At 59.1% G+C, this 26490-nt stretch carries 28 protein-coding genes and 2 tRNA genes; 15 read left to right on the top strand and 15 right to left on the bottom strand.

Translation table 11 applies throughout. From position 1 onward, the window contains the following. Nucleotide 1 precedes the first annotated feature (1 nt). The 9 genes from KUV39_RS08765 to KUV39_RS08805 all read left to right on the top strand — a co-directional run bounded on the left by KUV39_RS08765 (nt 2) and on the right by KUV39_RS08805 (nt 4490). On the top strand, nt 2-325 hold the full coding sequence (locus KUV39_RS08765) for a hypothetical protein (RefSeq protein ID WP_222459559.1): 324 nt from the start codon (nt 2-4) through the stop codon (nt 323-325). Between the two features lie 516 nt (nt 326-841). Beyond that, nucleotides 842-1312, top strand: coding sequence for a hypothetical protein (locus KUV39_RS08770; RefSeq protein ID WP_222459560.1), 471 nt, complete (start codon nt 842-844; stop codon nt 1310-1312). Continuing rightward, a complete protein-coding gene (locus KUV39_RS08775) occupies nt 1293-1637 on the top strand; it encodes a DUF1353 domain-containing protein (protein WP_222459561.1) in 345 nt (114 codons plus the stop codon). Before KUV39_RS08770 ends, KUV39_RS08775 begins: the two co-directional genes overlap by 20 nt. Before the next feature lie 9 nt (nt 1638-1646). Next, nucleotides 1647-1943, top strand: a complete 297-nt coding sequence (locus KUV39_RS08780) for a hypothetical protein (protein ID WP_040179284.1) — start codon at nt 1647-1649, stop codon at nt 1941-1943. Continuing rightward, a complete protein-coding gene (locus tag KUV39_RS08785; protein ID WP_222459562.1) occupies nt 1940-2371 on the top strand; it encodes a hypothetical protein in 432 nt (143 codons plus the stop codon). The genes KUV39_RS08780 and KUV39_RS08785 overlap by 4 nt, the downstream gene beginning before the upstream one ends. Beyond that, nucleotides 2368-3045, top strand: a complete 678-nt coding sequence (locus KUV39_RS08790) for an NlpC/P60 family protein (RefSeq protein ID WP_222459563.1) — start codon at nt 2368-2370, stop codon at nt 3043-3045. Before KUV39_RS08785 ends, KUV39_RS08790 begins: the two co-directional genes overlap by 4 nt. Before the next feature lies 1 nt (nt 3046). Continuing rightward, nucleotides 3047-3259 carry a hypothetical protein gene (locus KUV39_RS08795; protein WP_222459564.1) on the top strand — a complete coding sequence of 71 codons (213 nt, stop codon included), beginning with the start codon at nt 3047-3049 and terminating at the stop codon, nt 3257-3259. Next, nucleotides 3256-3495 carry a hypothetical protein gene (locus tag KUV39_RS08800; RefSeq protein WP_222459565.1) on the top strand — a complete coding sequence of 80 codons (240 nt, stop codon included), beginning with the start codon at nt 3256-3258 and terminating at the stop codon, nt 3493-3495. The genes KUV39_RS08795 and KUV39_RS08800 overlap by 4 nt, the downstream gene beginning before the upstream one ends. Before the next feature lie 365 nt (nt 3496-3860). Continuing rightward, on the top strand, nt 3861-4490 hold the full coding sequence (locus tag KUV39_RS08805) for a hypothetical protein (protein WP_222459566.1): 630 nt from the start codon (nt 3861-3863) through the stop codon (nt 4488-4490). A 25-nt stretch (nt 4491-4515) separates the two neighbouring features. Here KUV39_RS08805 and KUV39_RS08810 read toward each other — a convergent pair whose 3' ends face one another. Then, nucleotides 4516-4848 (bottom strand): hypothetical protein, encoded by a 333-nt coding sequence (locus KUV39_RS08810; protein WP_222459567.1) that lies wholly within the window; start codon nt 4846-4848, stop codon nt 4516-4518. Between the two features lie 356 nt (nt 4849-5204). Between KUV39_RS08810 and KUV39_RS08815 the strand changes: the two genes are divergently transcribed. Next, a complete protein-coding gene (locus KUV39_RS08815) occupies nt 5205-6383 on the top strand; it encodes a hypothetical protein (protein ID WP_222459568.1) in 1179 nt (392 codons plus the stop codon). 27 nt (nt 6384-6410) lie between these two features. Here KUV39_RS08815 and KUV39_RS08820 read toward each other — a convergent pair whose 3' ends face one another. The 6 genes from KUV39_RS08820 to KUV39_RS08845 all read right to left on the bottom strand — a co-directional run bounded on the left by KUV39_RS08820 (nt 6411) and on the right by KUV39_RS08845 (nt 12080). Next, nucleotides 6411-6635, bottom strand: a complete 225-nt coding sequence (locus tag KUV39_RS08820; protein WP_222459569.1) for a hypothetical protein — start codon at nt 6633-6635, stop codon at nt 6411-6413. A gap of 180 nt (nt 6636-6815) precedes the next feature. Continuing rightward, nucleotides 6816-6889 (bottom strand) — tRNA-Cys (locus KUV39_RS08825). 121 nt (nt 6890-7010) lie between these two features. Continuing rightward, the gene (locus KUV39_RS08830) at nt 7011-7760 is read right to left on the bottom strand and encodes a CbiX/SirB N-terminal domain-containing protein (protein ID WP_222459570.1); all 750 of its coding nucleotides are present in this window, start codon (nt 7758-7760) and stop codon (nt 7011-7013) included. A gap of 134 nt (nt 7761-7894) precedes the next feature. Then, a complete protein-coding gene (locus tag KUV39_RS08835) occupies nt 7895-10105 on the bottom strand; it encodes a hybrid sensor histidine kinase/response regulator (protein WP_222459571.1) in 2211 nt (736 codons plus the stop codon). After that, nucleotides 10090-11349, bottom strand: coding sequence for an FIST N-terminal domain-containing protein (locus KUV39_RS08840; protein ID WP_222459572.1), 1260 nt, complete (start codon nt 11347-11349; stop codon nt 10090-10092). Before KUV39_RS08840 ends, KUV39_RS08835 begins: the two co-directional genes overlap by 16 nt. A gap of 17 nt (nt 11350-11366) precedes the next feature. Further along, a complete protein-coding gene (locus KUV39_RS08845; RefSeq protein ID WP_222459573.1) occupies nt 11367-12080 on the bottom strand; it encodes a response regulator transcription factor in 714 nt (237 codons plus the stop codon). 253 nt (nt 12081-12333) lie between these two features. Between KUV39_RS08845 and KUV39_RS08850 the strand changes: the two genes are divergently transcribed. The 5 genes from KUV39_RS08850 to KUV39_RS08870 all read left to right on the top strand — a co-directional run bounded on the left by KUV39_RS08850 (nt 12334) and on the right by KUV39_RS08870 (nt 18162). Then, the gene (locus KUV39_RS08850) at nt 12334-12879 is read left to right on the top strand and encodes an SRPBCC family protein (RefSeq protein WP_222459574.1); all 546 of its coding nucleotides are present in this window, start codon (nt 12334-12336) and stop codon (nt 12877-12879) included. Nucleotides 12880-12978: 99 nt separating this feature from the next. Then, nucleotides 12979-13052, top strand: a tRNA-Gly gene (locus KUV39_RS08855). Between the two features lie 181 nt (nt 13053-13233). Beyond that, nucleotides 13234-15033, top strand: coding sequence for an ABC transporter transmembrane domain-containing protein (locus KUV39_RS08860; protein ID WP_222459575.1), 1800 nt, complete (start codon nt 13234-13236; stop codon nt 15031-15033). Between the two features lie 181 nt (nt 15034-15214). Then, nucleotides 15215-17110: an acyl-CoA synthetase gene (locus tag KUV39_RS08865; protein ID WP_222459576.1), complete on the top strand. Its 1896-nt coding sequence runs from the start codon at nt 15215-15217 to the stop codon at nt 17108-17110. A 125-nt stretch (nt 17111-17235) separates the two neighbouring features. After that, nucleotides 17236-18162 (top strand): alpha/beta hydrolase, encoded by a 927-nt coding sequence (locus KUV39_RS08870; RefSeq protein WP_046211074.1) that lies wholly within the window; start codon nt 17236-17238, stop codon nt 18160-18162. 16 nt (nt 18163-18178) lie between these two features. Here KUV39_RS08870 and KUV39_RS08875 read toward each other — a convergent pair whose 3' ends face one another. The 8 genes from KUV39_RS08875 to KUV39_RS08910 all read right to left on the bottom strand — a co-directional run bounded on the left by KUV39_RS08875 (nt 18179) and on the right by KUV39_RS08910 (nt 26488). Further along, entirely contained in the window at nt 18179-18751 is a 573-nt protein-coding gene (locus KUV39_RS08875; RefSeq protein ID WP_222459577.1) for a DUF4453 domain-containing protein, read from the bottom strand. A gap of 52 nt (nt 18752-18803) precedes the next feature. After that, nucleotides 18804-19640 carry an alkaline phosphatase family protein gene (locus tag KUV39_RS08880; protein ID WP_050672220.1) on the bottom strand — a complete coding sequence of 279 codons (837 nt, stop codon included), beginning with the start codon at nt 19638-19640 and terminating at the stop codon, nt 18804-18806. 181 nt (nt 19641-19821) lie between these two features. Next, on the bottom strand, nt 19822-21459 hold the full coding sequence (locus KUV39_RS08885; protein WP_008563239.1) for an ABC transporter ATP-binding protein: 1638 nt from the start codon (nt 21457-21459) through the stop codon (nt 19822-19824). Then, nucleotides 21456-22271 (bottom strand): ABC transporter permease, encoded by an 816-nt coding sequence (locus tag KUV39_RS08890; protein ID WP_008561483.1) that lies wholly within the window; start codon nt 22269-22271, stop codon nt 21456-21458. The genes KUV39_RS08885 and KUV39_RS08890 overlap by 4 nt, the downstream gene beginning before the upstream one ends. Continuing rightward, on the bottom strand, nt 22268-23224 hold the full coding sequence (locus KUV39_RS08895; protein ID WP_008559095.1) for an ABC transporter permease: 957 nt from the start codon (nt 23222-23224) through the stop codon (nt 22268-22270). Before KUV39_RS08895 ends, KUV39_RS08890 begins: the two co-directional genes overlap by 4 nt. 13 nt (nt 23225-23237) lie before the next feature. Further along, entirely contained in the window at nt 23238-24824 is a 1587-nt protein-coding gene (locus KUV39_RS08900; RefSeq protein WP_008560285.1) for an ABC transporter substrate-binding protein, read from the bottom strand. 501 nt (nt 24825-25325) lie between these two features. Then, entirely contained in the window at nt 25326-25775 is a 450-nt protein-coding gene (gene dtd / locus KUV39_RS08905; protein ID WP_222459578.1) for a D-aminoacyl-tRNA deacylase, read from the bottom strand. Between the two features lie 32 nt (nt 25776-25807). After that, complete coding sequence (locus tag KUV39_RS08910; RefSeq protein WP_222459579.1) at nt 25808-26488, bottom strand: nitroreductase; 681 nt, start codon at nt 26486-26488, stop codon at nt 25808-25810. Nucleotides 26489-26490: the final 2 nt, after the last annotated feature.

Here is a 26490-nt window from a genome sequence, read left to right on the forward strand (position 1 = left end):
CATGACCGACACAATTGGAGTGGCGCTCACCACTGCAGCCGCTGATATCTTCACCGTTCCGGCCGATACTGTTCGCTACGTCACCCTGATCCAGGTCTGCAATGTGGACGGTGCGAATGCGGCAGACGCCACCATTCAGTGGACCGATGCCAGCAACGCAGATGCGGTCACGCGCCTGGCGTATCAGGTCACGATCGATGCTCAGGACAGCCGCACTATGACTGTCGGGGCGTTCGCGCTGTCAGCAGGCGACAAGCTACAGGCGCTCGCCTCTGCGGCTGGCGATCTGGAGCTGACCGTGACCTACTACGATGAGTCTGTGTGATGCGCGGGGTTCATCATCTGGGCGGACTGGCGTCTGCCGGGGCCAGCCTGAAGGGGGCGGGGAAGGGTGGCGGACTATCCGGAAAGAGGTTTTGGCGCCTGCTGATTAATTCTACCGATGGATCAGACGTGAAAATATTATCGATGGAATTTCGAGAAACTCCAGGTGGCGCAGATGTCACCGTGCCCGCTGAAGCGCCCTATCGCGCAATGTCAAAAGACTGCTACGCAGGTTCTGAAGTTTATGCAGTTTATCATATCTTCGGAGGGCCTTCTGGGGTGCCTTACTGGTACGATATCGGTGGAGCCCCATCATGGGCGGGGTGGCGGTTTGCCGCAGATACGACCATCAACGAAGTGAGCTGGAGCAACTACTCCTCAAGCGGACACCCAACAAGTGTGACTGTCCAATCCTCTCAGGATGGGGAGACTTGGGACGATGAGTGGTCGGTTACATCTGGACTGAACACTGGTTCTGGCACCTCCAACACCATCACCCGACCATAAGGAGCGCGCGATGACACTTTATCACACCGCCACCACCGCCCCGGCACCGTTGCCGCATCGCATTCGTCTGAGCGACGGGCGCAGCCGCACCGATCCGGCCAGCTTCACCGCTGAAGAAATCGCAGATGCAGGCTACATCGTCTCGCCTGAACGCCCTGATCACGACCCGGTAACTCAGCGGGTCACTTGGAGCGGGAGCGCTTGGACTGTTGAAGATCTGCCCCCTCGGCCCACCGTCTATGCCGCACTGACCCGGATCGAGTTTTCACGCCTGTGCATGGGGCCGGGCGGTATGACACACCAAATGCTGGTGCAGGCGCGCGCAGCTCCTGAGCTTGCTGCAATGTGGGTCATGCTGGACATGGCAGAGCGGGTGCAGCGGGACGATCCGGAGGTTGCACCGGGGCTTGCTGCTCTTGCCACTGTCGGCTTCCTTCCCAACGGCGCGCAGGCCGTTCTGGATGCCTGGCCGACCGTCTGATTGGTGCATCCGCCACGGGGACGGATACCTAACCACATCTGAAATCGCATGGGAGATCGGGGCTAAGGGCTCCGGTCTCTTTCTTTACGTGCCGCCGGGCTTTGCCTTTGACGTTTCAATCCCCCGTTGGGTCGGGTGGATCTTTGACCGGCACGATCCCCGCTATCTGAAAGCTGCTGCGCTGCATGATTTCGCCCTTCACCGGCTTGGCTGGGGGCGGGTCAGCGCGGCGGCACCCTTTTCTGAAGCGCTGCGCGCCGCTGGCGTTTCGCGCGTCCGCAGGCTGGCAATGGTGCTGGCCGTCACCATCCACAAATGGAGATGAGCAAAGCACATGAGAGACCTGCTGTTTTCGATGGAATTCTGGCTGGCAATGGCGGCGGCAATCCTGCTCAAGCTGCGCGCCTCGCCCCAGATCACCCTGTTCGGGGCCATCACCACCACCGCGTCAGCGATCTGCTGCGCTCTGGTGTTCACCGAGCCGCTGATGGACTGGTTGGAGCTGGATGGCGAGGTCTACACCTACGCCGTTTGTGCGCTGATCGCGCTGACCGGTGAGCATATCGCCCGGCAGGTGCTCTCCCTCGGCATTGAGGATGCAGTCCGACTTTTGCGGGGGAACAAGAAATGACCTGGGGCAAGTTTATCGCTGGGGCTTGGGGTGCGGTGCTTGCGCTGAGCCTCATGACCAGCGCGCTACCCGCCAGCTGGTGGTTCGAGGCCGGGGAGTTGCGGGTTGCCGATGCTTCAGCCGGTGACTGTCCGGAAATGCAGTTTGATCGGGAGATCAACAGGCCATTCAAGGCTGCGTGGACCGTCACCATTATGGGGCGTGCTTCTTATGGCTGGGCCACCTATCGCACCTTTCAGGGCGCCAATGACTATCGGCCGGAAAATCAGCTGCCGGACAAGCTCGATCTCTGCTGGTGGACGTGGGCGGATCCGCTTCACCTGCCGCCGGGAGAGTATCGGGTGAACACCCTCTGGCGCATCCATCCAACGCAGGGCAGGGCGCGCGAGGTCAGGCGCACCAGCAACACATTTGAGGTAACACCATGAACGCGGAAACACTCTGGCTGCAGGAGCGGCTTTCTCAGCTGGGTTTTGATCCGGGCCCGATCGATGGGCTGCGTGGTCCCCGCACAGACGCCGCGGTTGTTGCGTTCAAGCGGTCGATCGGTCTGCGCGCGCGGCCCTATGTCGGCCCTCTGACCCGCGCGGCGCTGATGCCTGCGGTGGGAAAGCGGTCAGACCTGCCATGGATGGCCGAAGCGGCAAAGATGCGCGGCCTGCACGAGCAGCGCGACACTGCAGCCCTGCGGCGCTGGTTTGATGTCTCTGTGGCGTGGATCGACCCGCGCGAAATCCCTTGGTGTGGCGCATTCGTTGCAACCTGTCACCGGGCGGCGGATCCGGACATTGATCTGCCCAGGAACCCGCTCGGCGCCCGCAACTGGCAGCACTGGGGCCATGAGTGCGATCCGGTCTTCGGGGCCATTCTGGTGTTCTGGCGGATCAGCCGAAGCCATTGGGCTGGTCACGTTGGGTTTTATCACGGCGAAGACGACACGCATTTCCACGTCTTGGGTGGCAATCAGGCAAACGCCGTCACCGTCACCCGGATCGCCAAATCCCGGCTGCTGTCGTCGCGCTGGCCGATTGGCACCCCGGTTACAGGCCGCCGCATTTTCCTGACCCCCGGCGGCACTCCAATTTCCACAAATGAGGCATGACATGAACAAGCTGCGAAATCCCAAAGTGCAGGGCGCTCTCCGCCACCTGTTGACAGCGATCGGGCCGGTGCTGGCGGTCATTTTGGCCGCCGAAGATCCGGCCGCACTCCTGCGTGCTCTGATCGGCGCCGCTGGCTGGCCGTCGTTGGTGGGTGTCATCATGGCCGTTCTCGGCTTCTGGGCGTCCGTCACGGCCCCGGAGAAGCGCCAATGATCACCCGGCTCCTGTCCCGCGCCTGGGGCTATCTGGTGGCCGCTGGGGCGTTCCTCGCGGCCATCTGGGTCTATGGTCGGTCACAGAAGGCCGAGGGGCGCAAGGAAACCTACATCGAAACGCTGAAAGACGGCGCAAAGCGAAAGGAGGCCGGTCGTGAAGCAGTGGACGATCTGCGCGGGAATAGCCGCGCTGACAACATTGAGCAGCTGCGGCGAAACTCTGATAGCTGGTGATGCAGGCTGCGGTTCCTACGGTGAGGCGAGGGCGACGATGCCGGATGATCCGCAGGCACTGCCAGACAACTGGCTGTCATGGGTGACGCGAACGGATACCCGCATGACTGCAACGTGTAAGCCCCGCCGGTGAGCGGGGCTTTTTCGTTTGGAGACGGTGCCAAGGCTTGGAACTCTTGCCACGGCACCGCCTTTCCCCCGACCAGTTCAGCCAAACTTAAGGTCGCGTTAGATGGGGTGCAACAGGCGCAAAATTCATTTTGCGGATTATTGCGCTTGTTGTTGCAGCGTGCAGGGTTTTGCCGAACACTGTTGAGATGAGAGATCAGCAAGGTTTTCGCCTTGAAAGTGTGAGGGAATTTAAATTGTCTGGCTACGATCCATTGACAGAAAGTCGACTTAAAGAGCTTGAACTCATGCACTCTAAGATGTCCGGTGCGCTTGCAGAGTTGCAGCGCGTTAGTTCGTATGTGGTTGTTTCGTTGGCTATATACTACGGCTGGTTCTTCAGCGAAGGTTTAAAATACCTAGAAAATCCTGTTGCTCTCCCAGGTCTTCTAACCATTCCTGTCGTGGTGGTCTTCTTGGGCTGGAGCAAGTCAAAAATGGAACGTGTATACATCGAGAGGGTCGCGACCTACACCCAAGTTTTGGAGGCAGAGCTATGGAGGGACACCCTTCCGAATGAAGCGTCAGAAGATAGCGTTAAAATAAATCCGTGTCAGAAAGCCGAATTGCCGGTTCCAAACAGACAGCAGGGTGAGTTTGGCTGGGCGTCATTTAATAATGCAGTGCTCGAAGGGACACGGAAATTGGAAACACCCGATCGATCCAAACTTCTAACTACCCGGATCTTTCGAGGGGTGTTTTGGGGGGGGCTAGGTTTAGGCACACTTTCTGTTTCCGGTGCGATCGCGTACTCTGTTTTGTCTGGCTCATGGGGGGCGGAGGGTAGCGAGCTCACGATCAGAATCGCAGTTCCTGGTTTGAAATGACGCACGCAGGCTGAATACCTCACCATCAATCGACTAGTTCACCGGTCCAATAGGTTCCATCGTCGCCTTTGAACCGGATCCTCTCCGCGTCTTTCAGGACTGTGTAACATTGCCAGCCATCTGCTTCACGGAACTTTTGGCAGTATCGATCGCCAGAGAGACCCCACGAGCCGAAATAAGTGCCGTCGTCGTACATTGACTTGGTTTGGCCGGATAGGTCGAAGCGCTGAGTGCCGTCTTCGTAGATCAACTCCTGGCCTCCGAGTACACGTTGGATCTCCTGCGCATTCAATTTTCTATATTCGGCGCTTGCTGCGACTGGCATGATGAGAAGCGTAGCCAAAACACTTTTAAACATAAAAACCTCATTAAAATTCGGACAATTGCTGATCGCGACACCGCGGAAGCATCAGGTACTTTTCTCTGTGTTTCAAGTTTCATCTTGGGCACTTCAATTGAGTGCTGGTGGTAAGATTTGACAAATAGAGGTGTTGATTTCGCGCTTGTGCTTGGGGAATTGATCAGATTCCCATCTCTCCTGGGTTGTGCTTCCAAACTTCTATGCTAGGTTCTCCACTGAGTATTTGACCGGGGCAATTTTCGCCCACTTTTCAAGCGTATTTTGTTGAAATAACACAATTTTCACAATGGCTAGCTGGGGGGTCGGATGAACGGACTTGCCATGAAGGACCATTCAAAAATGAGACACAAGCGATGACAACAAGGAATCCCAAAACACTTGTGATCCATATTGGGGATCACAAGACCGGCACCACCACAATTCAAAATGCTTTGGCCGCTGACTGTGTCCGGATTGAAGGGGCAAAGCTGCTTTATCCTGCAAAGCTGAACCACAATTATTTGATGGGGCACATCACTGCTGACGATCGTGGTGAATCGGCGCCGAAAGTCAAACCTGGTCAATTGGGGCTGGCAGCTTTGTCAGATCACATAAGGAATTCGACAGCAGACTATGTTGTTCTGTCAGGAGAAGTCTTTGAGAATGTACCTGCGCCGCGTTTCAAAGAAATCGTTGAGCGGTATTTTTCCTCTAGCGTGGATCGCATCCGGATTGTTGCGTATGTGCGGCCACACGCGCAGAGGATCCTCTCCAGCTATGCTGAGCAAGTCAAGATCGGCTGGTTTCGTGGATCAATGCAAGACTTCTTTCAACACAACTGGGAGAGTCGGCGTTTCCATTTTTCATCGCGGTTCGAGAAGTGGCGCGAGTGTTTCGGAGAGGATTTTATCCTTCGACCAATGATCCGAGAAGAACTGAAGTCAGGGTCGGTCCTTGCAGATTTCGCCCACGTGGCTTTCGACGGTTTTCCCTGCGAACTTGACGACTTCCCCTCAGAAAACCAATCTCTTGGGCTGCGGGAGCTTGCCCTTTTGCATTTTTTGCAAGGTCAGTACCAAGACAAGCCCAAATGGCTACGCCATACTCTAGGTTGGGAGATCGCTCGGCGTATTGGTGCTATGGCGCAGCCTGAAGGGGGCAAGCCATTGAAGCTGGCGATGTCCAGAGACTTGGCGGATCGTATTGCTCTCTCTTATGAAGAAGATGCCAAGAAGGTTGATGCTGAGTTCTTTGACGGGCGACCTTTAATGCGACGAGCGCTAATAGACATGCAGGATCGCGCTGTTGCAGCCCCTCAGTCCTTAAATGCTTCAGACTATTTCGACGAAGAACATCTAAGAAACCTGACCGTTGTGGCGGCGCTTGTCCACGATATGCTGAATGTCAAACACCCGTGGCCTGCATATTTTCATCGGCACAGAATCCAAGACGTGCGCCGCTTCAAATTACGTAAAGCATCCTCTATGGGTTCGGCAGCGGCCCTTGTTCACGTCGAAAAAGGTCCGCTTTACACCGGCGCATTAGGGGATTGATATGAGCTGAAAGTTGCTGCGCTAGGATTAGTCGCCAGACACGCGCAGCACTACACGTCTGACCGTCTCCCTCGCTTCTTCCAAGGTTTTTACGCGCCCGGTCTCTGCAGGGATCACCCAGATCGCCCACACCCACGGGTTGGCGGTTTTGTATGGCACATCGCTGAAGTAAATTCGTCCCACCTCGCGGCCATCCCAGATGATCACCCAATCATCCTTGAGAACCTCGCCGCCGATATCTGTTCTTTTCATGGTCCACATGAGCGAGAACAAATAGCGAACATTTGGGTGACGTCAATTGTTTGTTCGGCCAGCTGCCATCCCTGGTCAGCAAATGAGGAACAGAGCAGAACCAAAACAGGAATGTTGAGAAGTCTGTTGAGAGGCGCAAATCTGGCGGCGCGGAAATTCAGGTAAGGTATTGATTTTGTTTGGAGGCGAGTACCGGAATCGAACCGGTGTACACGGATTTGCAATCCGCTGCGTCACCACTCCGCCAACTCGCCTACTGCCTTGGAAACAAGGTCTTTCGTGGTGTGAGGCAGCAGGTATCGTGATTCACGGGTCAGCACAAGTCAAAACATGCGGCTTTGCGGTCCAAACAGGCACGGATGGCTTGGATTTTTGTCAGGGCTTCGGTGCCTCGTCATGTGCCCGTTTCAGCGCGGCCGCAATGAGGGACGGAACCGCGGGCAGGGCGCCCAAAACGGGGAGGGTGTCGCCGGAAAAGGACGCCTCCTCAAGGGCTTCTGGAATGTCATCGCGAACATGTTCGCCGGCCTGGGCAAAGAAAGGCAGGCAGAGGGCAGGTCGCGATGGGGTGAGGGCTGCGAACAGGCGGGCTGTGTCCGCGATCCTTGGATCTTCCTCGACATAGCCGGTGGCAAGGTCACTGCCGGGCAGCTTGGCCCGCATGGTTTCGGCGAAGGCCTCGGCTGCCTCTGCGGCTTTGGGGCCGCGGGCAGAGCCATGTGCGGCCAGAAGGATGCGGGTCTGCGCCAACGACCAGCCGCGATCGGCGCAGGCCTTGCGCAATGCGTCGCAGGCCAGCTGCGGCAGATCAGGGTCGAGACCGAAAGGGGGCAGCAGTTTTGCATCGATCCCTGTCAGGCGGCGGGGCAGGACCTGTGCGGTGAACCAACCGTTTGCCATGAAAAAGGGATAGACCAGCGCGCCATCCGGCGTGACCTGCTCAAGAAGGCCGGGGGTCGACAAGGTCGCAGAGCGCACGTCCCAACCCGGCAGATGCTGCGCAACTTGAGAGGCAAGTTGAGCCAGCGCCGCTTCCTGCGGGGCCGGTTCGGAGGGTTGGCCGTGGGAGGTGATCACCGCGATGGGACGGGTCGGTGTCTGGGACATGGAGCGGGTCTTTCTCATGGGGGCCGTCCCTCGGACAGCTGCGTTTGGTCCATACCGGGTGAAAGATAACTGGCGCTGCCGGTTTTCAAGGGGCAGGCACATATTTGGGATCTATATTGGGTCAGCGCATCGCCCTTGCGCTGGTTTGGCCGTCAGGGAATTGCGCGGGGGGATTGGGCGACAAGAAACCTGCGCAGATGTTCCGGGTTCAAGGGCTTTGCCAGAAGCGGGACGTTGAGCTGTCTGGCGACGGCCTGCGTTTGTGGTCCGCGACCCGCTGAAATCAGGCACAGTGGCAAAGGGGCATGTTTATCTTGGAGAGCAGCCATTGCCCGCGCGGTCGCGGGGCACTCCGTTGGGGGGATGTCGGCGACCATCACATCAGGTGGCAAGCCGATTTCGTCAATCAGGCTCTGGGCTTCTGCCGGATTGGCGCAGGCCAGCACGTCCATTCCCCATTGCTCCATCGTCAGGCTGAGCGCCTCACGAAGATCGGTATCTGCCTCGACCAGCAGCACGATCAGCTTGGACAGGGGCTCGCCGCTGCGCTCGGCGTGTCTTGGGGGTGGGGAAGGCTGCGGGTTGCCTGCGCGCGGCAAATCAACAGCAAAAACGGTCCCTTGGCCAAGACGGGAACGCAGGCTGAGAGGATGGCCGAGCAGCGCACAGGCGCGGTCGACAATGGCAAGGCCAAGGCCCATCCCGTCGGCGGCGCTGGCCGTGGCGTTCAGGCGCTGGAACTCACCAAAAATTCGGGTCTGATCGGCTTCTGCGATGCCAGACCCGGTATCCCATATTTCCAACCGCAGGCCAGTGCGGGTGGCGCGGGCGCCTACAAGGACGCCGCCGGTTTGGGTGTAGCGCAGGGCATTTGAAAGCAGGTTCTGCAGGATCCGGCGCAGGTAGGTGATATCGCTCAACACGGCATGATCGGTGGGTCTGAGGCGAAGGCGCAGACCCTTTGCCTCAGCCATGGGGCGCATTTCCTCCATGAGTTGTTGCAGCAAGTGATTGAGATCGACAGGAGCCAGATGGACCTGTGCGCGCCCGGAATCCAGGCGCGAGATATCAAGCAGCGCTTCAAGGAGTGTTTCCACGCTGTCCAGCGCATTGGCTGCCTTTTGCAATGTGTCGCGCGGCGCTCCGGTTGGCAGTTCGCCATCCAAGGCCGACACGAACAGCTTTGCCGCTGACAAAGGCTGCAGCAGGTCATGGGATGCGGCCGCGACAAATCGGGACTTCGACGCATTGGCGCGTTCGGCTTCTGCCAGAGCATCCTCAAGCTCCAGCGTGCGTTCCAGGACCCGCTGTTCCAGCGTTTCTTTTGCCTCGCTCATGGCGCGCGCTGACTGGCGCTCTTGGGTTACGTCGGTGAAGCTGATGACAAAGCCGCCATCGGGCATGTCCTGCATAAAGACCGTCAGCACCCGGCCGGCGGGGTTCTGGATGTCAAAGGTCAATGCCGGGCGATGGCCGTCTTGCTTGGCCCAGGTTTCGACCTCATTCGCGGTGATATTCCCGGCAAAATCGAAATCCTCTCGCAGCCGGATCAAGATGGTTTCAAAACGACTGCCCAACCGGAAGCGGCCGACCGGAATGGCCAGGAGATCCCCCAACAGCCGGTTCCAGCCCAGCAGCCTGCGCTGGGTGTCAAAGATGCAGACCCCCTGGTTCAGATGTTCAAGAGTTGCCCGGATCAGCCGGGCCTGATCGTCAAGGAGCCTTTCGCGCTCTTGATGTTGAAGCCGCATGATATCCGTTACATCGGTTTGCAGGATCACCGTCCCACCATCAGGCGTGCGGTGTTCGCTGATCTGCATCCACAGATCGCCGTGCAGACGGACGTTGAACATGACACTGCGGTCCTGATGGCGGGTCATCCGGCGCAGGGCCCAATCAGCCGCGGTCGTTCCCGGCGGCAGCGCCAGCGCGGGGTTCTGACTGACGAGGGTCACATAGGCGTCAAACCGCAGCTCCGGCTGAAGATGGTCGCGCAGGTCTGGCATGTGCATACCAAACCGGCTGTTGCACATCACCAGCACGTCCTGTGCGTTGAACAGCGCAAAGCCTTCCTGAACCGCTTCGATCGCGTTGGTAAGGTTTGCGCGGGCCGCTTCGGTTTCGCGGTTGGCCTCGGCCAGTTTGGCGTTCGACAGGTTCAACAGATCCAGCGTGCGTTCAAGATCGCGGGTGCGATTGCGCACTTCCTCTTCTAGAAGGGCTGCCCGTTCAAACTGGGCGTATGCCAATCCGGAACTGTCGGTGTCCTGCTCAACACGCCGCATCAGGGTCGCAGCGATCTTCAACAGCTTTTCGTTTTGCCGTTCCAGCGTGTCACGCGGATCAATCAGGCCCTGGACCATGCTTTTTCCTCCGCGGTTGTGGTGGTCGGCTCGGTCGGGGGGTAGATCGCGACACCTGTAAGGGTCTGGTTCACATGCATCGAATTTACCTGCTCACCGTAGGTGCAAAAGCCGACAGCGCGGTGGCTGGCCAAAAGCGCAGAAATCTGTGGGCTCAGCTGTTTTTGCTGTGCCTCGATCCGGCGCAAGACGCAATCGCACGTCAAGATGATATCAGGTGTCTGCTGCCGGGTCAGATCGTTGAGCGCGGTCGAGAGATGCCCGACCATGTCCTGCGATTGAGCGAGCGTCAGAACGACGCCTTCGTCGATTGCGGAAAAGAACATCAAATCGCCATTGTCCGCGACCTTGCGGATGGCGCGGACGTGATGCTTGCCGCCGATCCTGACAACGACCGGGTGGGCTGCGAAGGTAAAGCTGGTGAGCTGTTCGGGATCCTTTCCCAACAGGCGGGCATATTCTCGCGCGGCTGGCTCGGCGTTGATTTCATGGACCTGCCGCAGTGCCGGATTGGCGCCGGTGACGACCATACGCTGCTGGGTGGGGCGCAGGTGATCCGTGTTGAAAACGCGAATGCCGCAGCTGCTGCGCACCTGGACGACGACGGCTGCGTTCTGTCTGGCGTTACCATCAAAGAGGACATGCGTGGACGCGAAATCCGTACCATCCCCGGCTGAACCACCAAACAGCGGAACCGGGCCTAGCCCCGGCGCGAGATCGGCTGTCAGCGTATCCTCACGCATCGACAGCCCGTCCACCATCAGCAAGGCGAATTCACCCGCCCACTCTGCATGGGTGCGGGTCATCTCCGTGCGATTTTGGATCATGGCGTCAATCATGGCCTGGGGATCATAGGCCGAGAGGTCTTCGATGCGCAGGATACGGCTGGCAAAGTGGCTCCGGGGCAGGCCGATGGCAACGATTTCACCGTCGGTGTAGCCGGTTGCACCGATTTCCCCCGCGGTGGTGCAGCCGACGACCTGCGCAGGGCCAAATCGCTCGGTTGCAGCGGCGATCACTTGGGCAACGTCGGCTTCGGGTGAGACGAACAGGACCACCAGATCCAAATCAGCCACCGGATGCAGGGCCTGTGCAAGTTGGTCAACAGCATCCGGCGCGTGAGCCGGGGCAAAACCCGTTCGGACGATCTGCCCCGAGGCAGCGGCAAGAGATGAAAGTGAGGGGTTGGCTGCGCGGGGCGTCCCGGAAACCGGGGCCGCCGCGGTGGCGGATCTGGTCGTCATAGGGGATCGTAGGCCGCCTAGCCGAGATCTTGCAAGACGTTTGCAAAGCTGGTTTCTTTTGCAATCAGCACAGCTTGCGTGCGGCTTTGCACGCCGAGTTTGCGCATGATCGCAGTGACATGGGCCTTGACGGTTGTTTCGGCAATCGACAGGTCAAATGCGATCTGTTTGTTCAGTTTGCCAGCACAGATCAACTGCAGGATCCGGGCCTGCTGGTTGGTCAGTGTCGCCAGCCTGTCCGCTGCATCGTTGGCCTCGCTGTCGTGGGGCAGGAGGTCATAGCCCGGCGGCACAAAGGCAATCCCCCGGCGCATGGCGTCAAAGGCGTTATTGTAGACGTCCCTCTGGCTATGTTTCGGAACAAATCCAGCGGCGCCTGCGTGGATGGCCGTGCTGATGACGCGATTATCGGCCATTGAGGAGACCACCAGAATGGGCGTATCGGTGGCGTTGCGCAGCCGGACCAGTCCGTCCAGGCCCTGCACATCTGGCAGATGCAGATCAAGGACGATCACGTCGGGCACCGGGCCCAAGGCCAGGAAATCCATCGCGTCCTCAAGGGATGCGGCTGTGGCGATGCTGCCGATCCCGATTGTCGCGCGCAGCGTCATGGCTAGCGCATCGCAAAACAGCGGGTGGTCTTCTACGATCAGCGCACTGTTGAACCGCTGGGGGGAGGATCCCCCATCTGGGGCAGTATCCTGGCGGGGCTGGCTTTGGTGCTCTGGCATCTGGCGTTCCAACAGTGTCACGGGTGGCTGGGCTGGCGTGCGGGTGGAGGCCACTATGGCCCAGCTGCCTACAGGGTTTCAATTGCAGGCTGCATCGGGAAAACGGTAGCGGGGTTATTCGCTGGCACCAATAGGCGGAAAGTCCTAGTCTGCTGGCTGGTGCTCTGACACTTAGAACCAACGTCGCATATGCCGCAGCGGGACAGACAGGCTATTGAAGGCAGGTCAGCCGCAGCAGGAGGAGGATCTGCACATGAAACTTGCCGATACACGCACAATTGCCGCGCCACGTGCCGAGGTTTGGCAGGGGCTATTGGATGCAGATACGCTGATGAAGGCCGTGCCCGGCTGCCAGGAGATGGCCGGCAACGCAGAAGACGGCTTTAGCGCAGTGGTCGTGCAAAAGGTTGGGCCGGTCAAGGCAACCTTCAAGGGCACGGTGACACTGTCGGACCTTGATGCGCCCAACAGCCTGACCCTGCGCGGAGAGGGGAAGGGTGGCGCTGCAGGCTTTGCCAAGGGCGACGCCCATGTGACCCTCGCAGACACTGAGGACGGCCAGACTTTGCTGACTTACGAAGTCGAGGCAAAAGTCGGCGGTAAATTGGCCCAGCTCGGCAGTCGGATCATTGATGGTTTTGCCAAGAAGATGGCCGATCAGTTCTTTGAACGCTTTCAGGCTGAGATCGAAGGGGACGGCGCAGAGGATGCAGCGGCAGGTGAAGACCCGCCAGAGACCGGCGAAGAGAGCGAAGAGACCCGGCGCAAGGGTTGGATCGGACGGGTGCTGGGCAGCTGATGGACAGGAAAGACGGTTGCGCAGGCAGGAAAAGTCGCAATTTGCACGCACAGCCGCTTGACGCCCGGAAACTCCCGATTTATAGACCAAATTCCCTGAGCGGGTATGGTGAAATGGTATCATAAGAGCCTTCCAAGCTTAAGGTGCGGGTTCGATTCCCGCTACCCGCTCCAGGATTTCCCCAGATCATTTTGACACTCCGCAGCGACCTTCGTCCTGTATTTTGCTGGCCCTCGTACGGCTGCGGCGGTTTGCCGGGGCCTCTGTGCTTGACGCCGTGCGCGCGCCCGGTCATGAACCTTGTCGATGTGCAGGGCATTGATTGCCTGCAATATGAAGACCGAAGGAGCAGACATGGCGCGCAATAGAGCGGTCCCGAATGCGGATGAAGAGCGTGAAAAGTCGCGCAAGATTGGTGTTCTGTCCGCGTTGTGGCCTTTTATGCGCCCGTATCGGCTGCTGATGGCTTCTGCGACGCTTGCCCTGGTTCTGACCGCGGGTCTGTCGCTGACGTTGCCGCTGGCTGTACGCCGGGTGGTGGATAACTTCCGGGTTTCAGATGCGGCGCTGCTCAACCAGTATTTTGCCGCGGCCCTTGTGATTGCCGCGCTGCTCGCTGCTGGAACCGGCCTGCGTTATGCGTTGGTGACACGACTGGGAGAGCGCGTGGTCGCTGACATCCGCAAGGCGGTGTTTGACCGTGTGATCGGCATGAGCCCTGCGTTTTTTGAGCGTATCATGACCGGCGAAGTCCTGAGCCGGATCACAACGGACACGACCCTGATCCAATCGGTGCTTGGCTCTTCGGTTTCGATTGCCCTGCGTAATTTGCTGATTTTTGCGGGTGGCTTGGTTCTGATGCTGCTCACGTCGGCCAAGCTGACAGGCATGGTCTTGTTGATCGTGCCTGCGGTTGTGGTCCCTATCCTGTTTCTTGGCCGCCGCTTGCGCGCGATCAGCAAGGAAAATCAGGACTGGATTGCAGCCTCCTCCGGCAACGCAGGCGAGGCGCTTGGCGCGGTGCAGACCGTCCAGGCCTATACCCACGAAGCGGCAAGCCGGGGCGAGTTTGCACGCATGACCGAGACAGCGTTTGATGTATCCATGAACCGGATCCGCACACGCGCGTATCTGACGGTTTTCGTGATCTTTCTGGTGTTCTCCGGCGTTGTTGGCGTTCTGTGGATGGGGGCCAACGACGTGCGCGCGGGCGCGATGAGCGAAGGCACCTTGGTACAGTTCGTGATCTATGCCGTACTGGTCGCGGGATCTGTTGCAGCGCTGTCGGAAATCTGGAGCGAACTGCAGCGCGCCGCGGGCGCGACCGAGCGTCTGGTAGAGCTGCTGACGGCTACGGACCGCGTGCAGGATCCGGCCAATCCCCAGCAGCTGCCCGACGCGGTGCGCGGGGAAATTCGATTTGATGATGTTTCTTTCCGCTATCCGTCCCGGCCTGAGATCCCAGCGCTCTCTGATGTGTCACTGACCGTCAAGCCAGGGGAAACTGTTGCGTTTGTTGGTCCATCCGGGGCTGGCAAAACAACCATCATTCAGATGATCCAACGCTTTTACGACCCGACCCAGGGTGCGGTTCGGCTGGATGGGTTTGCGTTGCAGGACCTGCAGCGTGATGAATTCCGCCGCCATATCGCGCTTGTGCCGCAGGATCCGGTTATTTTCGCGGCGTCTGCGCGCGACAATATCCGTTTTGGTCGTCCTGATGCCTCTGACGCAGAGGTCGAGGCTGCGGCCCGTGCGGCTGCGGCCCATGATTTCATCTCTGCTCTGCCACAGGGCTATGATAGCAATGTCGGAGAGCGGGGCGTGATGCTGTCTGGCGGGCAAAAACAGCGGATCGCGATTGCCCGTGCCATCCTGCGCGACGCGCCCGTTCTGCTCTTGGATGAAGCAACATCTGCCTTGGATGCAGAGAGCGAACGTCTCGTGCAGGCGGCAGTGGATGAACTGAGCCAGGGGCGCACCACGTTGATTGTTGCACACCGTCTGGCAACCGTGAAAAAGGCAGACCGGATTGTCGTCATGGAAGAGGGGCGCATTGTTGCCACCGGGACCCATGACGAACTGGTGGCGCAAGGGGGGCTCTATGCTCGTTTGGCCCGTCTGCAGTTCACCGACGGTGTGGCTGCGGAATAGGCGAACCGCCCCGTAGTTAGGCCTGAAAGAGACTTTCAAGGTTGAAATACGTCAAGTGTCGCTGCGTCAAAGCGCAGGCTTCCTTGACGTGACCCGCTCGGCACGCTTGCGCGGCGCGCCGTTTCTAATCATTTTGTCTTAACTGAATTCCCCTGAAACGGGGGCATAGGGGAGGAAACACATGGGATTTGCCACGCTTGCTGATTGCTTGGCACTGGAAAATGAAATGCCGTTCACAGAGCGCAATATGCCAACAACCCTCTATGGGCTGTTGTCACGAACGGCTGGGAAATTTCCGGACAACAAGGCCGTCAGCTATCAGATCCTCTCTGGCCCCAAGTCCAAGGCGAAGACGCTCACCTGGAGCAAGTTGAAGGATAAGGTCACGCAAGCCGCCAACCTGTTCCGCTCGCTCGGTGTGGGAGAGAAGGACGTCGTGGCCTATGTGCTGCCCAACTGCAACGAAACCGTCGTGACCCTTCTTGGCGGCGCGGTTGCGGGGATTGCCAATCCGATCAACCCGCTGCTGGAGCCCGAACAGATCGCCTCTATCCTGCGGGAAACAGGCGCCAAGGTGGTTGTGACACTCAAGCCGTTTCCAAAGACCGACGTGGCGCAAAAGGTGGCGGAGGCCGTCCGACATGCGCCCAAGGTGAACACGGTGCTTGAGGTGGACCTGAACCCCTATCTGACCCCACCCAAATCGTGGATCGTGCCGCTGATCCGGCCGAAGCTGGAAAACAAGGACAAGCTCGCGCACGCGGACTACAAGAACTTCAACAAGGAGCTGCGCAAACAGCCAACAGAGCTGGCGTTTGCCGACAGCGAAGCCGATCGGGTGGCCTGTTACTTCCACACCGGTGGCACCACCGGGATGCCAAAAGTCGCGCAGCACACCTATTCAGGGATGCACTACAACGGCTGGCTCGGCAGCAAACTGCTGTTCAGCGAGAACGACAACATCATGTGTCCGCTGCCGCTGTTCCATGTGTTTGCCTGCCACGTGATCCTCATGGCGGCTGTCGCGTCCGGTGCCCATGTCGTCTTCCCCACGCCGCAGGGCTATCGGGGCGAAGGTGTTTTTGACAACTTCTGGAAGCTGATCGAGCGGTGGAAGATCACTTTTATCATCACCGTTCCCACGGCCATTTCCGCGAAAATGCAACGGCCGGTGGATGCTGATATCTCGACCGTGAAAACCGCCTTCTCGGGGTCTGCGCCGCTGCCGCTGGAACTGTTCCGTCGCTTTGAATCGGCAACAGGGGTCAAGATCGTCGAGGGCTACGGTCTGACCGAGGCCACCTGCCTTGTCTCCTGCAACCCGGTCGATGGCGAAAAGAAAGTCGGCTCTATCGGGATCCCGCTGCCTTATACCAACGTCAAGATCGTCAAGGGGACCGATGGTGGTTCTGTGGAGTGTGGCACGGACGAGGTCGGAGAAATCTGCATTTCGAACCCGGGTGTCTACGCAGGCAATACCTATACCGAGGCGGCAAAGAACGAAGGGCTTTACTATCAGGGAACCCACCTGCGCACCGGGGATCTGGGACGTCTGGATGGCGATGGCTATCTTTGGATCACCGGGCGTGCGAAGGATCTGATCATTCGGGGTGGCCACAACATCGACCCTGCCGAAATTGAAGAGGCGCTTTTGGGGCATGAAGCCGTGGCCTTTGCCGGTGCAATCGGACAGCCTGATGCCCACGCAGGCGAGATCCCCTGTGCCTTTGTCGAGCTGGTCGACGGCGCGACTGCAAGCGCTGAGGAATTGCTGGAATATTGCAAGATCCACGTCCACGAACGTGCGGCGATCCCAAAGCACGTGACTGTCATGGATGAGTTGCCGAAGACCGCCGTTGGAAAGGTCTTCAAACCGGATCTTCGCAAGCACGCGATCACCCGTATCTACAACGAGGCGCTCTTGAAGGCGGGTCTGCCAGCCCGCGTGGAGCAGGTGGTCGACGACAAGAGCCGCGGTCTGATTGCCCAAGTGGAAGACAACGGCGCAACAGCGAAGGACATTGGCGATGTTCTGGGCGTGTTTACGCGCCCGTGGGAGCCCATGCCCAAAGACTGACGCCGGGCGTCATCATAGCCACCAGAAAGCGCCCCGCCGGGGCGCTTTTTTGCTGTAAGGGCATGGCCATTGGCGCATTCGCTGATAGGCTCGGCTGGATTGGAACCAGCAGACGGGGCAGGGCGATGAACTACGAACGGCTGATTGACGAAGAGACCTGGGCCTTTATCCGCAAGACGGGTGAATGTTATCCAGACGACGCCGTTGATCTGTCGATTGAAGAACAGCGCAAGGTCTATGACGCCATGGCCGCAGAGTTCCGTGCGGCCCGCCCAGACGCCGTGACTTGCGAGGACCGGACCGTTGAGGGCGTGCCGATCCGCATCTACACGGCGGGCGAGCCCGGTTATACCGTCATGTTTTGCCATGGGGGCGGTTTTGTCGTCGGCGGGTTGGAGAGCCATGATGACGTTTGTGCAGAAATCTGTGCGCAGACTGGTTATCGGGTTGTCGCGGTGGACTACCGGCTGGCTCCTGAACATAAACACCCAGCCGCCTTTGAAGATGCCTGGACAGTTTGTGAGTGGCTGCAACACAGCTATGAGGGGGATATCGTACTTGTTGGTGACAGTGCCGGCGCCAATCTCTGCGCTGCCGTTGCCCATTACGCTCGGGGGCGGACCAGCCGGATTGTCGGCCAGGTGCTGATCTACGGTGCCTTTGGCGGTGACATCAATGCAGGCTCCTACCTGGAGCACGCCCATGCGCCCATGCTGACGCGCGATGACATCCTGTTCTACGGCGATATCCGCAGGCCAGAGGGTCAAGGCACGGATCCTGATCCGACGATGGCGCCGCTGTCTGATACGGATTTCTCTGGCCTGCCTGCGACCGTGCTGGTGTCAGCTGACTGCGACCCGGTACGCGATGATTCCCGTGATTACCGGGACAAGATCCTGGCGGCGGGAGGCAAGGCTCATTGGATCAATGAGCCGGGTCTGGTGCATGGCTACCTGCGGGCGCGCCACAGCGTCGGCCGGGCACGTGACAGTTTCGAAAGGATCTCGGTTGCGGTGGAGGCGTTGGGGCAGGGCGTATGGCCCTACGACTGAGGCACGACTGTCGGTCCTAGCCCGCAAACTGTGCGCAGGCCTCCGGATCAGCATCGTGATCATACCAACCGCCCGTCTTTAGCTGCCAGTCAGGGGAATGGACCGTGACGTAGGACCAGTTCCCAATGGAGTCATGGGCGTAGCGGATGATGTCGTCGGCCTGGATGTAGCCGATCCGTGCGCTGTTGGCGCTGCGCGCAGAGTAAAGCGGTACAGGATTGCCAAGCCAGCCAAGACATGCGCTTTCCAAATCGTCAGCAATGGGCAGATCAATGAGCAACTGTCGCAGATGGCCATCTTCCAGGGACAGGCTGCGTCGGCTGGTGTCTACCTTGCAGGCGAACTGAGCTTCGCGGGCGCGCAGCTCTTGCACCAGACGGGAGTTGGCGGCGTCCAGGACCACGGATTTTCCCAGGCAATCGCCATTGTCAAACAGCCTTTGGCCCAACGCGCTGCCAAAGCAATATCCGGCTCGGTCCATGATCAGGTTGCGGGTGAACCAGAGGTCCTCGCAGGTTTCACCGGCAAAAGCGCCGACGGGCAGGGTCACTGTGGTCAGAAAAAAAGACATCAAAAGTGATTTGGTCATGGCAGGCTCCCAAGGTGCTGAAATTGCACGAGACAGAGCCTGCCACGGTTTCTTACTTGAGGAAAGGCTCGCCCTTCATCGTGTCGGCAATGGGCGCGCCAAGGCGGGACAGGATCGTCGGGGCGAGGCGGCGCTGGTCGATGACTTCCTCTGCGTCTGGCCCTTCGGCATTGCCAAAGTAATAAAGCGCGGTCTCCTGCTGGAGCGGGTCGCGCCCGCCGTGATGTCCGCGTTCGTCCTGGCCGTGGTCGGCAGTCACGATGACCTCATATCCCATCTCGCGCCAGCGGGTGATGAAAGGCGCGAGCATTTCGTCCATCACAAAACAGGCGTGATCCATTTCCTGGCAGTCATGGAAATAGCGGTGGCCCATGCTGTCGAGCGTACAGGTATGCAGCATCCCGTAGTCCAGCCCAAAGCGTTGGCAGAGGTTGGTGAGGGTTGCAAAGAGATCAACGTCCGATGGCGTCATCTGATTGTCGAGGTTGTAGCCCGACATGGTGTGAAACCGGCCGTGATTGATGGTCGTGCTTTCCGGTTCGTCGTATTCAATGTCGCGCACCGGATCGAACGGGTGACGATTGAAAAATGACGACCAATAGCTGTGCGCAACAGCGCCTGTTGTTCCGCCTGCTTCACGCACCTGGCTAAAGACGTCCTTTTCCTTCAGGCGGAACACATTGGCGTTGCCAGTGCATCCGTGGACCGCAGGCGCGACCCCGGTGTGGATCGAGGCATAGCAGCTGGCAGAGGTGGACGGCAGCACGGCACGCAGTTTCCAGACCCGCGCATCGCCGCTCTCGACCCAGCCTTCGAGGTTTCCAAAGAGACGACGAAAATTGCGCCAGGGTACGCCGTCCAGAATTATCAGAAGAAGCTTGTTGTTCATGACCCGAATCCTGTGTTTGCGGGTGAGTTTGTTCCCATCATCGTGGCAGCGACATGCGGTGCTGGTCCAAATGCGACGGGTAGGGGATATGTGTCAGCCATCGTGTTATGGCTGCGGTTCAGTTGGACAAAAGCCCGCGCTGGTTGGCGCGGGCTTTTGCTGTGTTTGAGGTGGTCTGCCGTCAGTTGCCAGCGCTTTCCATTTTGCGGTTGGCGATCACCTCTTCCAGCCAGCCAAGCCGCATTTCCGGCACCGAGCTGAGCAGGAGGTCGGTGTAGTCGTCAAACGGCGGGCTCAGAACCTCTGTCTTGCCGCCATAGCGCTGAACCTTGCCCTGATACATCACCGCGATGTTGTCAGAGATGGCCCGCACGGTGGCGAGGTCATGGGTGATGAACAGATAGGCCACGTTCTCGATTTTCTGCAGCTCCAGCAGCAGCTTGAGAATGCCGTCTGCAACCAGGGGGTCCAGAGCGGATGTGACCTCATCACAGATGATCATCTTGGGCTTTGCCGCCAGGGCACGCGCAATACAGACGCGCTGTTTTTGCCCGCCCGACAGCTCGGCCGGGTAGCGGTCGATAAAGCTCTCGCCAAGTTCGATCTCGTCCAGAAGCTCAATGATACGCTTGCGCTTTTCCGCACCCCGCATGCCAAAGTAGAACTCCAGCGGACGGCCGATGATGGTGCCGACGGTCTGGCGCGGGTTCATCGCGACATCCGCCATTTGGTAGATCATCTGCAGTTCACGCAGGTCTTCGCGGCTGCGTCCGGCCAGATCCGGCGAGAGGGTGCGCCCTGCAAACTCGATCTCGCCTTCACGCGGAGGCAGCAGACCGGTGATGACCCGTGCAAGCGTGGACTTGCCCGACCCGGATTCCCCCACAACAGCAAGGGTCTGGCCGGGATGCAGGTCAACATTCACGTTGTGCAGAACATCAAACTTCGTCCCTTTGTAGCGCGCGGTGATATTGCGCACGCTCAGAACCGGCTCTGGGGTCGGGGCCTTTTCGTCGTGTTCGATCGACCGCACCGAGACCAGCGCCTGGGTGTATTCCTCTTGCGGGTTGTTGATGATCTGGTCGACAGGTCCGTATTCCACGGTATTGCCGTGGCGCAGTACCATGATGTCATCGCTCACCTGTGCCACAACCGCGAGGTCATGGGTGATGTATAGCGCGGCGACCCCGGTGTCCCGGATGGCTTCCTTGATCGCCATCAGAACCTCAATCTGCGTGGTCACGTCCAGCGCGGTTGTCGGTTCGTCAAACACCACCAGATCCGGCTCAGGGCACAGGGCAAGCGCCGTCATGCAACGCTGCAGCTGACCGCCTGACACCTGGTGGGGGTAGCGGTCACCAATGTTGTCCGGATCCGGCAAGCCCAGCTTGGCAAAGAGGGTCCGCGCGCGGGCCTCTGCCTCCTTCTTGGAGAACTTGCCCTGCTCAACGGCAGCCTCGATCACCTGTTCCATGATCTTCTTGGCCGGGTTAAAGGACGCGGCGGCGGATTGGGACACATAAGTGACCTCACCCCCGCGCAGACGGCGTACGTCGCGCAGTTTTGACTTCAGAACGTCGCGGCCGTTGATCCAGACTTCACCACCGGTGATTTTGACCCCACCCCGGCCATAGGCCATAGAGGCCAGACCGATGGTGGATTTACCGGCACCGGATTCCCCGATCAGCCCCAAAACCTTGCCCGGCTGCAGATCGAAGCTGACGCCATGCACGATTTCGATGTCATGGGGTTTTTCACCCGGCGGATAGACGGTTGCGCCAATCTTGAGATTGCGCACTTTCACGAGGGGTTCGCTCATCCGCGACCTCCTTTCAGCGAAGTTGTGCGGTTCAGGACCCAGTCGGCAACCAGGTTGACCGAGATCGCAAGGGTGGCAATGGCAAAGGCAGGCAAAAGTGCTGCGGGGATCCCGTAGACGATGCCGTCCTTGTTTTCCTTCACGATGCCGCCCCAGTCAGCCTCAGGCGGTTGAACGCCAAGACCAAGGAACGAGAGAGTGGAGACAAACAGAACCATGAAGATGAAGCGCAGGCCCATTTCCGCCACCAGCGGAGACAGGGCGTTTGGCAGGATCTCGCGGAAGATGATCCACTTCATCTTTTCCCCTCGCAGGCGGGCAGCCTCGACGTAGTCCATCACCTCGATATCAACAGCAACGGCACGTGCCAGACGGTAGACGCGGGTAGAATCCAGCAGACCCATGACAACGATCAGGACAGGAACCGTGACCGGCATGACCGACAGGACGACCAGCGCAAAGATCAGCGTCGGGATCGACATGATCAGATCGACAAAGCGCGACAGAACCTGGTCAACCCAGCCACCGGCAACGGCAGCAAAGAAGCCAAGGACAGAGCCGGTCACGAATGACAGGACCGTTGCAGCCGTGGCGATAAAGATGGTGGTGCGACCACCATAGATCATCCGGCTCAGCAGGTCGCGGCCAATGTTGTCGGTGCCAAGGAGATGCTCAGCCGAGCGGGGCTCCCAGACGTCACCGACAATTTCGGCCATCCCGTAGGGAGCCAGCAGGGGGGCAAAGATTGCCATCAGAAAGTAGAGGGCCGTGAAAAACAGCCCGATCATGGCAGAGATAGGGATATTCTTCATTTCGGATGCCTCAGACGCGGGTTGGACAGGATCGCCACGATATCGGCAATCATGTTCAGAAGGATGTAGACAGCGGCAAAGATCAGACCGCAGGCCTGCACCACCGGAACATCGCGTTTGGCAACATGGTCTACCAGATATTGGCCCATGCCGGGGTAGACGAACACCACTTCGATCACGACCACGCCGACAACCAGATAGGCAAGGTTCAGCATGACCACGTTGACGATCGGCGCGATGGCGTTGGGAAACGCATGGCGGGCAATCACGTGGAAGGTGCTCAGGCCCTTCAACTCGGCTGTTTCGATGTAGGCGGACTGCATCACATTGAGGATCGCGGCCCGTGTCATGCGCATCATGTGTGCCAGAACAACCAGCGTCAGCACCGCAACAGGCAGGGCAATCGCGTTGAGCTTATCCAGCAAGCTCATGGAATCGTTGATCATTGCGACCGAGCTGAACCAGCCCATCTGCACGGCAACGAAATAGATCAGCAGGTAGCCGATCAGGAATTCAGGGATGGAGATCGATGCCAGGGTAACGGCCGAGATCAGCTTGTCCGGCCAGCGGTCGCGGTAGCGTACCGCCAGAAGACCGAGGAAAATCGCCAGTGGGACCGAAATCACCGCAGCCCAGAAGGCAAGGAACAGCGTGTTGCCCAAACGTTTGCCGATGCTTTCGGCGATATCCTGACCATTGGTCAGCGCCGTACCAAGGTCGCCCTGCAGGGCGCCAAACAGCCAGTCAAAGTACCGCACCAGCGCCGGGCGGTTCAGACCGAGCTCTTCCCGCAGGTTTGCGAGGGCTTCAGGGGTGGCAGATTGGCCGAGAATGGATTGGGCAACATCGCCCGGCAGCATCAAGGTGCCCAGAAAAATGAGCGCCGACGCGGCAAGAAGGAGCAGGAGTCCCAGCGCGAGGCGCTGGGACACGAGTTTTACAACTGGGTGCATGGATGAACCTCTATCAGGCCAGCCAGCACTTGTGGGACCACTTGCCCGACATCACGTCGCCGGTCGGGTCCGCAACCCAGCCCTGGACCTTGTTGCTGGTGGCATCGATGAAGTCGTTGAACATCGGGCAGATCAAACCGCCGTTGTCGCGGACCAGCATGCCCATCTGGCTGTAGAGAGCTTTGCGCTTGGCTTCATCCAGCTCACCGCGGGCCTGCAGCAGCAGCGCATCAAAGTCTTCACGCTTGAAGCGGGTGTCGTTCCAGTCTGCAGTCGACAGATAGGCGGTCGAATACATCTGGTCCTGCACCGGACGGCCACCCCAGTAGGAGGCACAGAACGGCTGTGCGTTCCAAACTTCGGACCAGTAGCCGTCACCCGGCTCGCGCTTCAGCTCCAGCGGGATGCCCGCGGCATTTGCAGACTGCTGGAACAGCTGGGCGGCATCGATCGCACCCGGGAAGGCGACGTCAGAGACGCGCAGGATGATCGGGCTGCCGTCATGGCCGGACTTTTTGTAGTGCTCCGCCGCTTTGGCCGGATCGTACTCGCGCTGCGGGATGCTTTCGTCAAACAGCGGATAGGCTGCGTTGATTGGCATGTCGTTGCCGACGGAGCCATAGCCGCGCAGAACCTTGTCGACCATTTCCTGACGGTTGATCGCGTATTTCAGCGCCAGACGCAGTTCGTTGTTGTCGAACGGCGCGGTGTCGCAGTGCATGATGAACACATAGTGGCCCGGACCTGCGGTCGAGTGCACGGTAAGGTTGGGCGCGCGGTCAAGCAGACCTGCGACTTTCGGCTCAACACGGTTGGCAATCTGAACCTGGCCCGACTGCAGCGCAGCCATACGAGCGGTCGCATCGTTGATGACAACGATTTCGACTTCGTCGACGTGGCCGCGGGTGTCATCCCAGTAGTTGGGGTTCTTTTTGTAGGCATGGCGCACGCCGGGCTCGTCTGCGACCAGCATATAGGCGCCGGTGCCAACACCAGCTGCGGGGTTGTCGAAACCGCCATCGGGCTGGATCATCAGGTGATAGTCGGCCATCAGATAGGGAAGGTCGGCGTTAGCGGTGCCCAGTTCGACGATGAAGTTGTCGCCATCGACCTTCATGCCTTCGATGCCACGCATGATACCAAGTGCACCGGATTTACTGTCTTCGTTGGAGTGGCGCTCCATTGTGCGCATCACGTCTTCGGCCGTCAGTTCCTTGCCGTTGTGGAACTCAACACCCTTGCGGATCTTGAAGGTCCAGGTCTTGGCGTCTGCGCTTGCTTCGACACTTTCCGCGAGGCGGTTTTCGATGGTGCCGTTCTCGGTCACGTTGACCAGGGTTTCACCGAACTGGTTGAGGTTGTGGTAGGGCACCTGGCTTGCTGCCAGCGCCGGATCGAGAGAGTCGGTGCTGCCACCGCCGATCGACGCGAGCTTCAGTGTGCCACCCTTGACCGGGCCTGCGGCCTCGACCGCACGGGTAAACAGGCTACCCGCAACTGCGGCGCTGATGCCGAGCGCTGCCGTCTTACCCATGAACTCCCGCCGGGTCATTTTTCCGGAGGTGACGCTTTGCGTCATATAGTCGAGTTGGTCTTTCATTGCAGTCTCCCTTTTTATGTGCGCCATGCGTGCGGTCACACGCGGCCTGCACTTTTTCTTGAATTGCCATTCAAGGTTTGCGCATTTGATGCGACCTCGCAACCCCATTTAGCGACCTATTTCCGGCCAGCAGGGCGTACACAATCTGCAGAAAACCGAATGCGCGTCGCGTTTTTGAGTATCAAAGTCGCTTTTCGCCATATTGGCACGGATCTCAGGGCAATCTTTGCAAAGATGCACCGTCTGAATTGGTCAAAAATTATATGCCGCAAATGGCGAATTTATATGCCCAGGTGCCTTTTGGGACACCTGGGCACCCGTCATGCGGGAGTTTTGCGGCGGAATCTCGGTTCATGGGTGTCGTTTTTGCCTGATCACACGCGCAGAAGGTTCCAGCGCGGGGGAGGGGAGACGAAAGCCGCCAATCTGATCTCAACCAGCAAAATTCGCGTGTGACACCGGGGGGAACACGGGCCGGAAACAGGGTGCGGTGGATGCGGATCACCCCCAGTCGTCGCTGTCCATCCAGATCGTCACGGGACCGGCATTGACCAGAGAGACCTGCATGTCCGCGCCAAAGGATCCCCAAGCGATGGGAATGCCCAGACTGCCCAGATGCGCGCCGAAATGTTCGTACAAGGCACGCCCACGATCCGGTGCTGCGGCGGTGGAAAAACCGGGCCGGTTGCCGCGCCTCGTGTCCGCGGCGAGGGTGAACTGACTGACCACCAGCGCGCTGCCACCCGCGTCACGAAGCGCCCGGTTCATCTTGCCCGCATCATCACGAAAGATGCGAAGCTTGCTGATTTTCTCGGCCATCTTTTCTGCTTGGGCCTCATTGTCACCTTCCATCGCGCAAATGAGGATGAGCAGGCCTTCACCGATCTCTCCGGTGATGGCCTCATCGACAGTCACTGAGGCTCGGCTGACACGTTGGATAAGAGCGCGCATAAGGGGGCTTTCGTCTGGATGGGGGGAGCGGATCAGTCCCGCCAGGTTGCAAATTCTGCCAGATCGGCACGGCTGGTGCGGAACTGGTTGGCTGGATGGTCGGGATCGCCGTAGCCAAAGGACAGCGCACACAGGATATTGCGATCCTCGGGGATCTCGCAGAAGGCGTGCAGCATTGGCGCATAGCTCGCAACAGCGGCCTGTGCGATGGTCGAAACCCCGGCGGCCTGTGCTGCCAGTGTGAACGCGGTGACAAATCCACCACAATCCATCGCACCATAGGGGCCAAGCTCTTTGGGGCTGCTGAGAATGGCACAATGGGGGGCATCAAAAAGAGAGAAGTTTCGCAGCATCTGCTGGTTCGAGGCAACCCGGTCGCCCTTTTGAACGCCCACCGCCTCATAAAGCGCCCAGCCGCATTCCTGACGGCGGGTTTTATAGGCACCGCTATAGCGTTCCGGAAAAGGCAGATCCGGGGCCGCTCCGGCAGAGGCGATGGTCTCGGCAAGGGCTGTGCGCAACTTGTCGGTGGCCGTGCCGGAAAAAACAGTGACTTCCCAAGGTTGGGCGTTGCACCATGATGGCACCTTTTGGGCGCATCTCAGGATATCCTCGATGACAGCGCGCGGCACGGGATCCGGCCGAAACCCCCGGCAGCTGTGGCGGGCAGACATCAGCGCATCAAGTGCGTTCAGATCAGGCAGGGTGCTCAATT

The sequence above is a fragment of the Phaeobacter italicus genome (assembly GCF_019801785.1).
GTDB lineage: Bacteria > Pseudomonadota > Alphaproteobacteria > Rhodobacterales > Rhodobacteraceae > Phaeobacter > Phaeobacter italicus.

Excerpts from the sequence above, each read along its gene's own strand:
- KUV39_RS08765 (WP_222459559.1), top strand. The coding sequence starts at position 2 with ATGACCGACACAATTGGAGTGGCGCTCACCACTGCAGCCGCTGATATC.
- KUV39_RS08770 (WP_222459560.1), top strand. The coding sequence starts at position 842 with ATGACACTTTATCACACCGCCACCACCGCCCCGGCACCGTTGCCGCAT.
- KUV39_RS08775 (WP_222459561.1), top strand. The coding sequence starts at position 1,293 with ATGCCTGGCCGACCGTCTGATTGGTGCATCCGCCACGGGGACGGATAC.
- KUV39_RS08780 (WP_040179284.1), top strand. The coding sequence starts at position 1,647 with ATGAGAGACCTGCTGTTTTCGATGGAATTCTGGCTGGCAATGGCGGCG.
- KUV39_RS08785 (WP_222459562.1), top strand. The coding sequence starts at position 1,940 with ATGACCTGGGGCAAGTTTATCGCTGGGGCTTGGGGTGCGGTGCTTGCG.
- KUV39_RS08790 (WP_222459563.1), top strand. The coding sequence starts at position 2,368 with ATGAACGCGGAAACACTCTGGCTGCAGGAGCGGCTTTCTCAGCTGGGT.
- KUV39_RS08795 (WP_222459564.1), top strand. The coding sequence starts at position 3,047 with ATGAACAAGCTGCGAAATCCCAAAGTGCAGGGCGCTCTCCGCCACCTG.
- KUV39_RS08800 (WP_222459565.1), top strand. The coding sequence starts at position 3,256 with ATGATCACCCGGCTCCTGTCCCGCGCCTGGGGCTATCTGGTGGCCGCT.
- KUV39_RS08810 (WP_222459567.1), bottom strand. The coding sequence starts at position 4,848 with ATGTTTAAAAGTGTTTTGGCTACGCTTCTCATCATGCCAGTCGCAGCA.
- KUV39_RS08815 (WP_222459568.1), top strand. The coding sequence starts at position 5,205 with ATGACAACAAGGAATCCCAAAACACTTGTGATCCATATTGGGGATCAC.
- KUV39_RS08820 (WP_222459569.1), bottom strand. The coding sequence starts at position 6,635 with ATGAAAAGAACAGATATCGGCGGCGAGGTTCTCAAGGATGATTGGGTG.
- KUV39_RS08830 (WP_222459570.1), bottom strand. The coding sequence starts at position 7,760 with ATGAGAAAGACCCGCTCCATGTCCCAGACACCGACCCGTCCCATCGCG.
- KUV39_RS08835 (WP_222459571.1), bottom strand. The coding sequence starts at position 10,105 with ATGGTCCAGGGCCTGATTGATCCGCGTGACACGCTGGAACGGCAAAAC.
- KUV39_RS08840 (WP_222459572.1), bottom strand. The coding sequence starts at position 11,349 with ATGACGACCAGATCCGCCACCGCGGCGGCCCCGGTTTCCGGGACGCCC.
- KUV39_RS08845 (WP_222459573.1), bottom strand. The coding sequence starts at position 12,080 with ATGCCAGAGCACCAAAGCCAGCCCCGCCAGGATACTGCCCCAGATGGG.
- KUV39_RS08850 (WP_222459574.1), top strand. The coding sequence starts at position 12,334 with ATGAAACTTGCCGATACACGCACAATTGCCGCGCCACGTGCCGAGGTT.
- KUV39_RS08860 (WP_222459575.1), top strand. The coding sequence starts at position 13,234 with ATGGCGCGCAATAGAGCGGTCCCGAATGCGGATGAAGAGCGTGAAAAG.
- KUV39_RS08865 (WP_222459576.1), top strand. The coding sequence starts at position 15,215 with ATGGGATTTGCCACGCTTGCTGATTGCTTGGCACTGGAAAATGAAATG.
- KUV39_RS08870 (WP_046211074.1), top strand. The coding sequence starts at position 17,236 with ATGAACTACGAACGGCTGATTGACGAAGAGACCTGGGCCTTTATCCGC.
- KUV39_RS08875 (WP_222459577.1), bottom strand. The coding sequence starts at position 18,751 with ATGACCAAATCACTTTTGATGTCTTTTTTTCTGACCACAGTGACCCTG.
- KUV39_RS08880 (WP_050672220.1), bottom strand. The coding sequence starts at position 19,640 with ATGAACAACAAGCTTCTTCTGATAATTCTGGACGGCGTACCCTGGCGC.
- KUV39_RS08885 (WP_008563239.1), bottom strand. The coding sequence starts at position 21,459 with ATGAGCGAACCCCTCGTGAAAGTGCGCAATCTCAAGATTGGCGCAACC.
- KUV39_RS08890 (WP_008561483.1), bottom strand. The coding sequence starts at position 22,271 with ATGAAGAATATCCCTATCTCTGCCATGATCGGGCTGTTTTTCACGGCC.
- KUV39_RS08895 (WP_008559095.1), bottom strand. The coding sequence starts at position 23,224 with ATGCACCCAGTTGTAAAACTCGTGTCCCAGCGCCTCGCGCTGGGACTC.
- KUV39_RS08900 (WP_008560285.1), bottom strand. The coding sequence starts at position 24,824 with ATGAAAGACCAACTCGACTATATGACGCAAAGCGTCACCTCCGGAAAA.
- dtd (WP_222459578.1), bottom strand. The coding sequence starts at position 25,775 with ATGCGCGCTCTTATCCAACGTGTCAGCCGAGCCTCAGTGACTGTCGAT.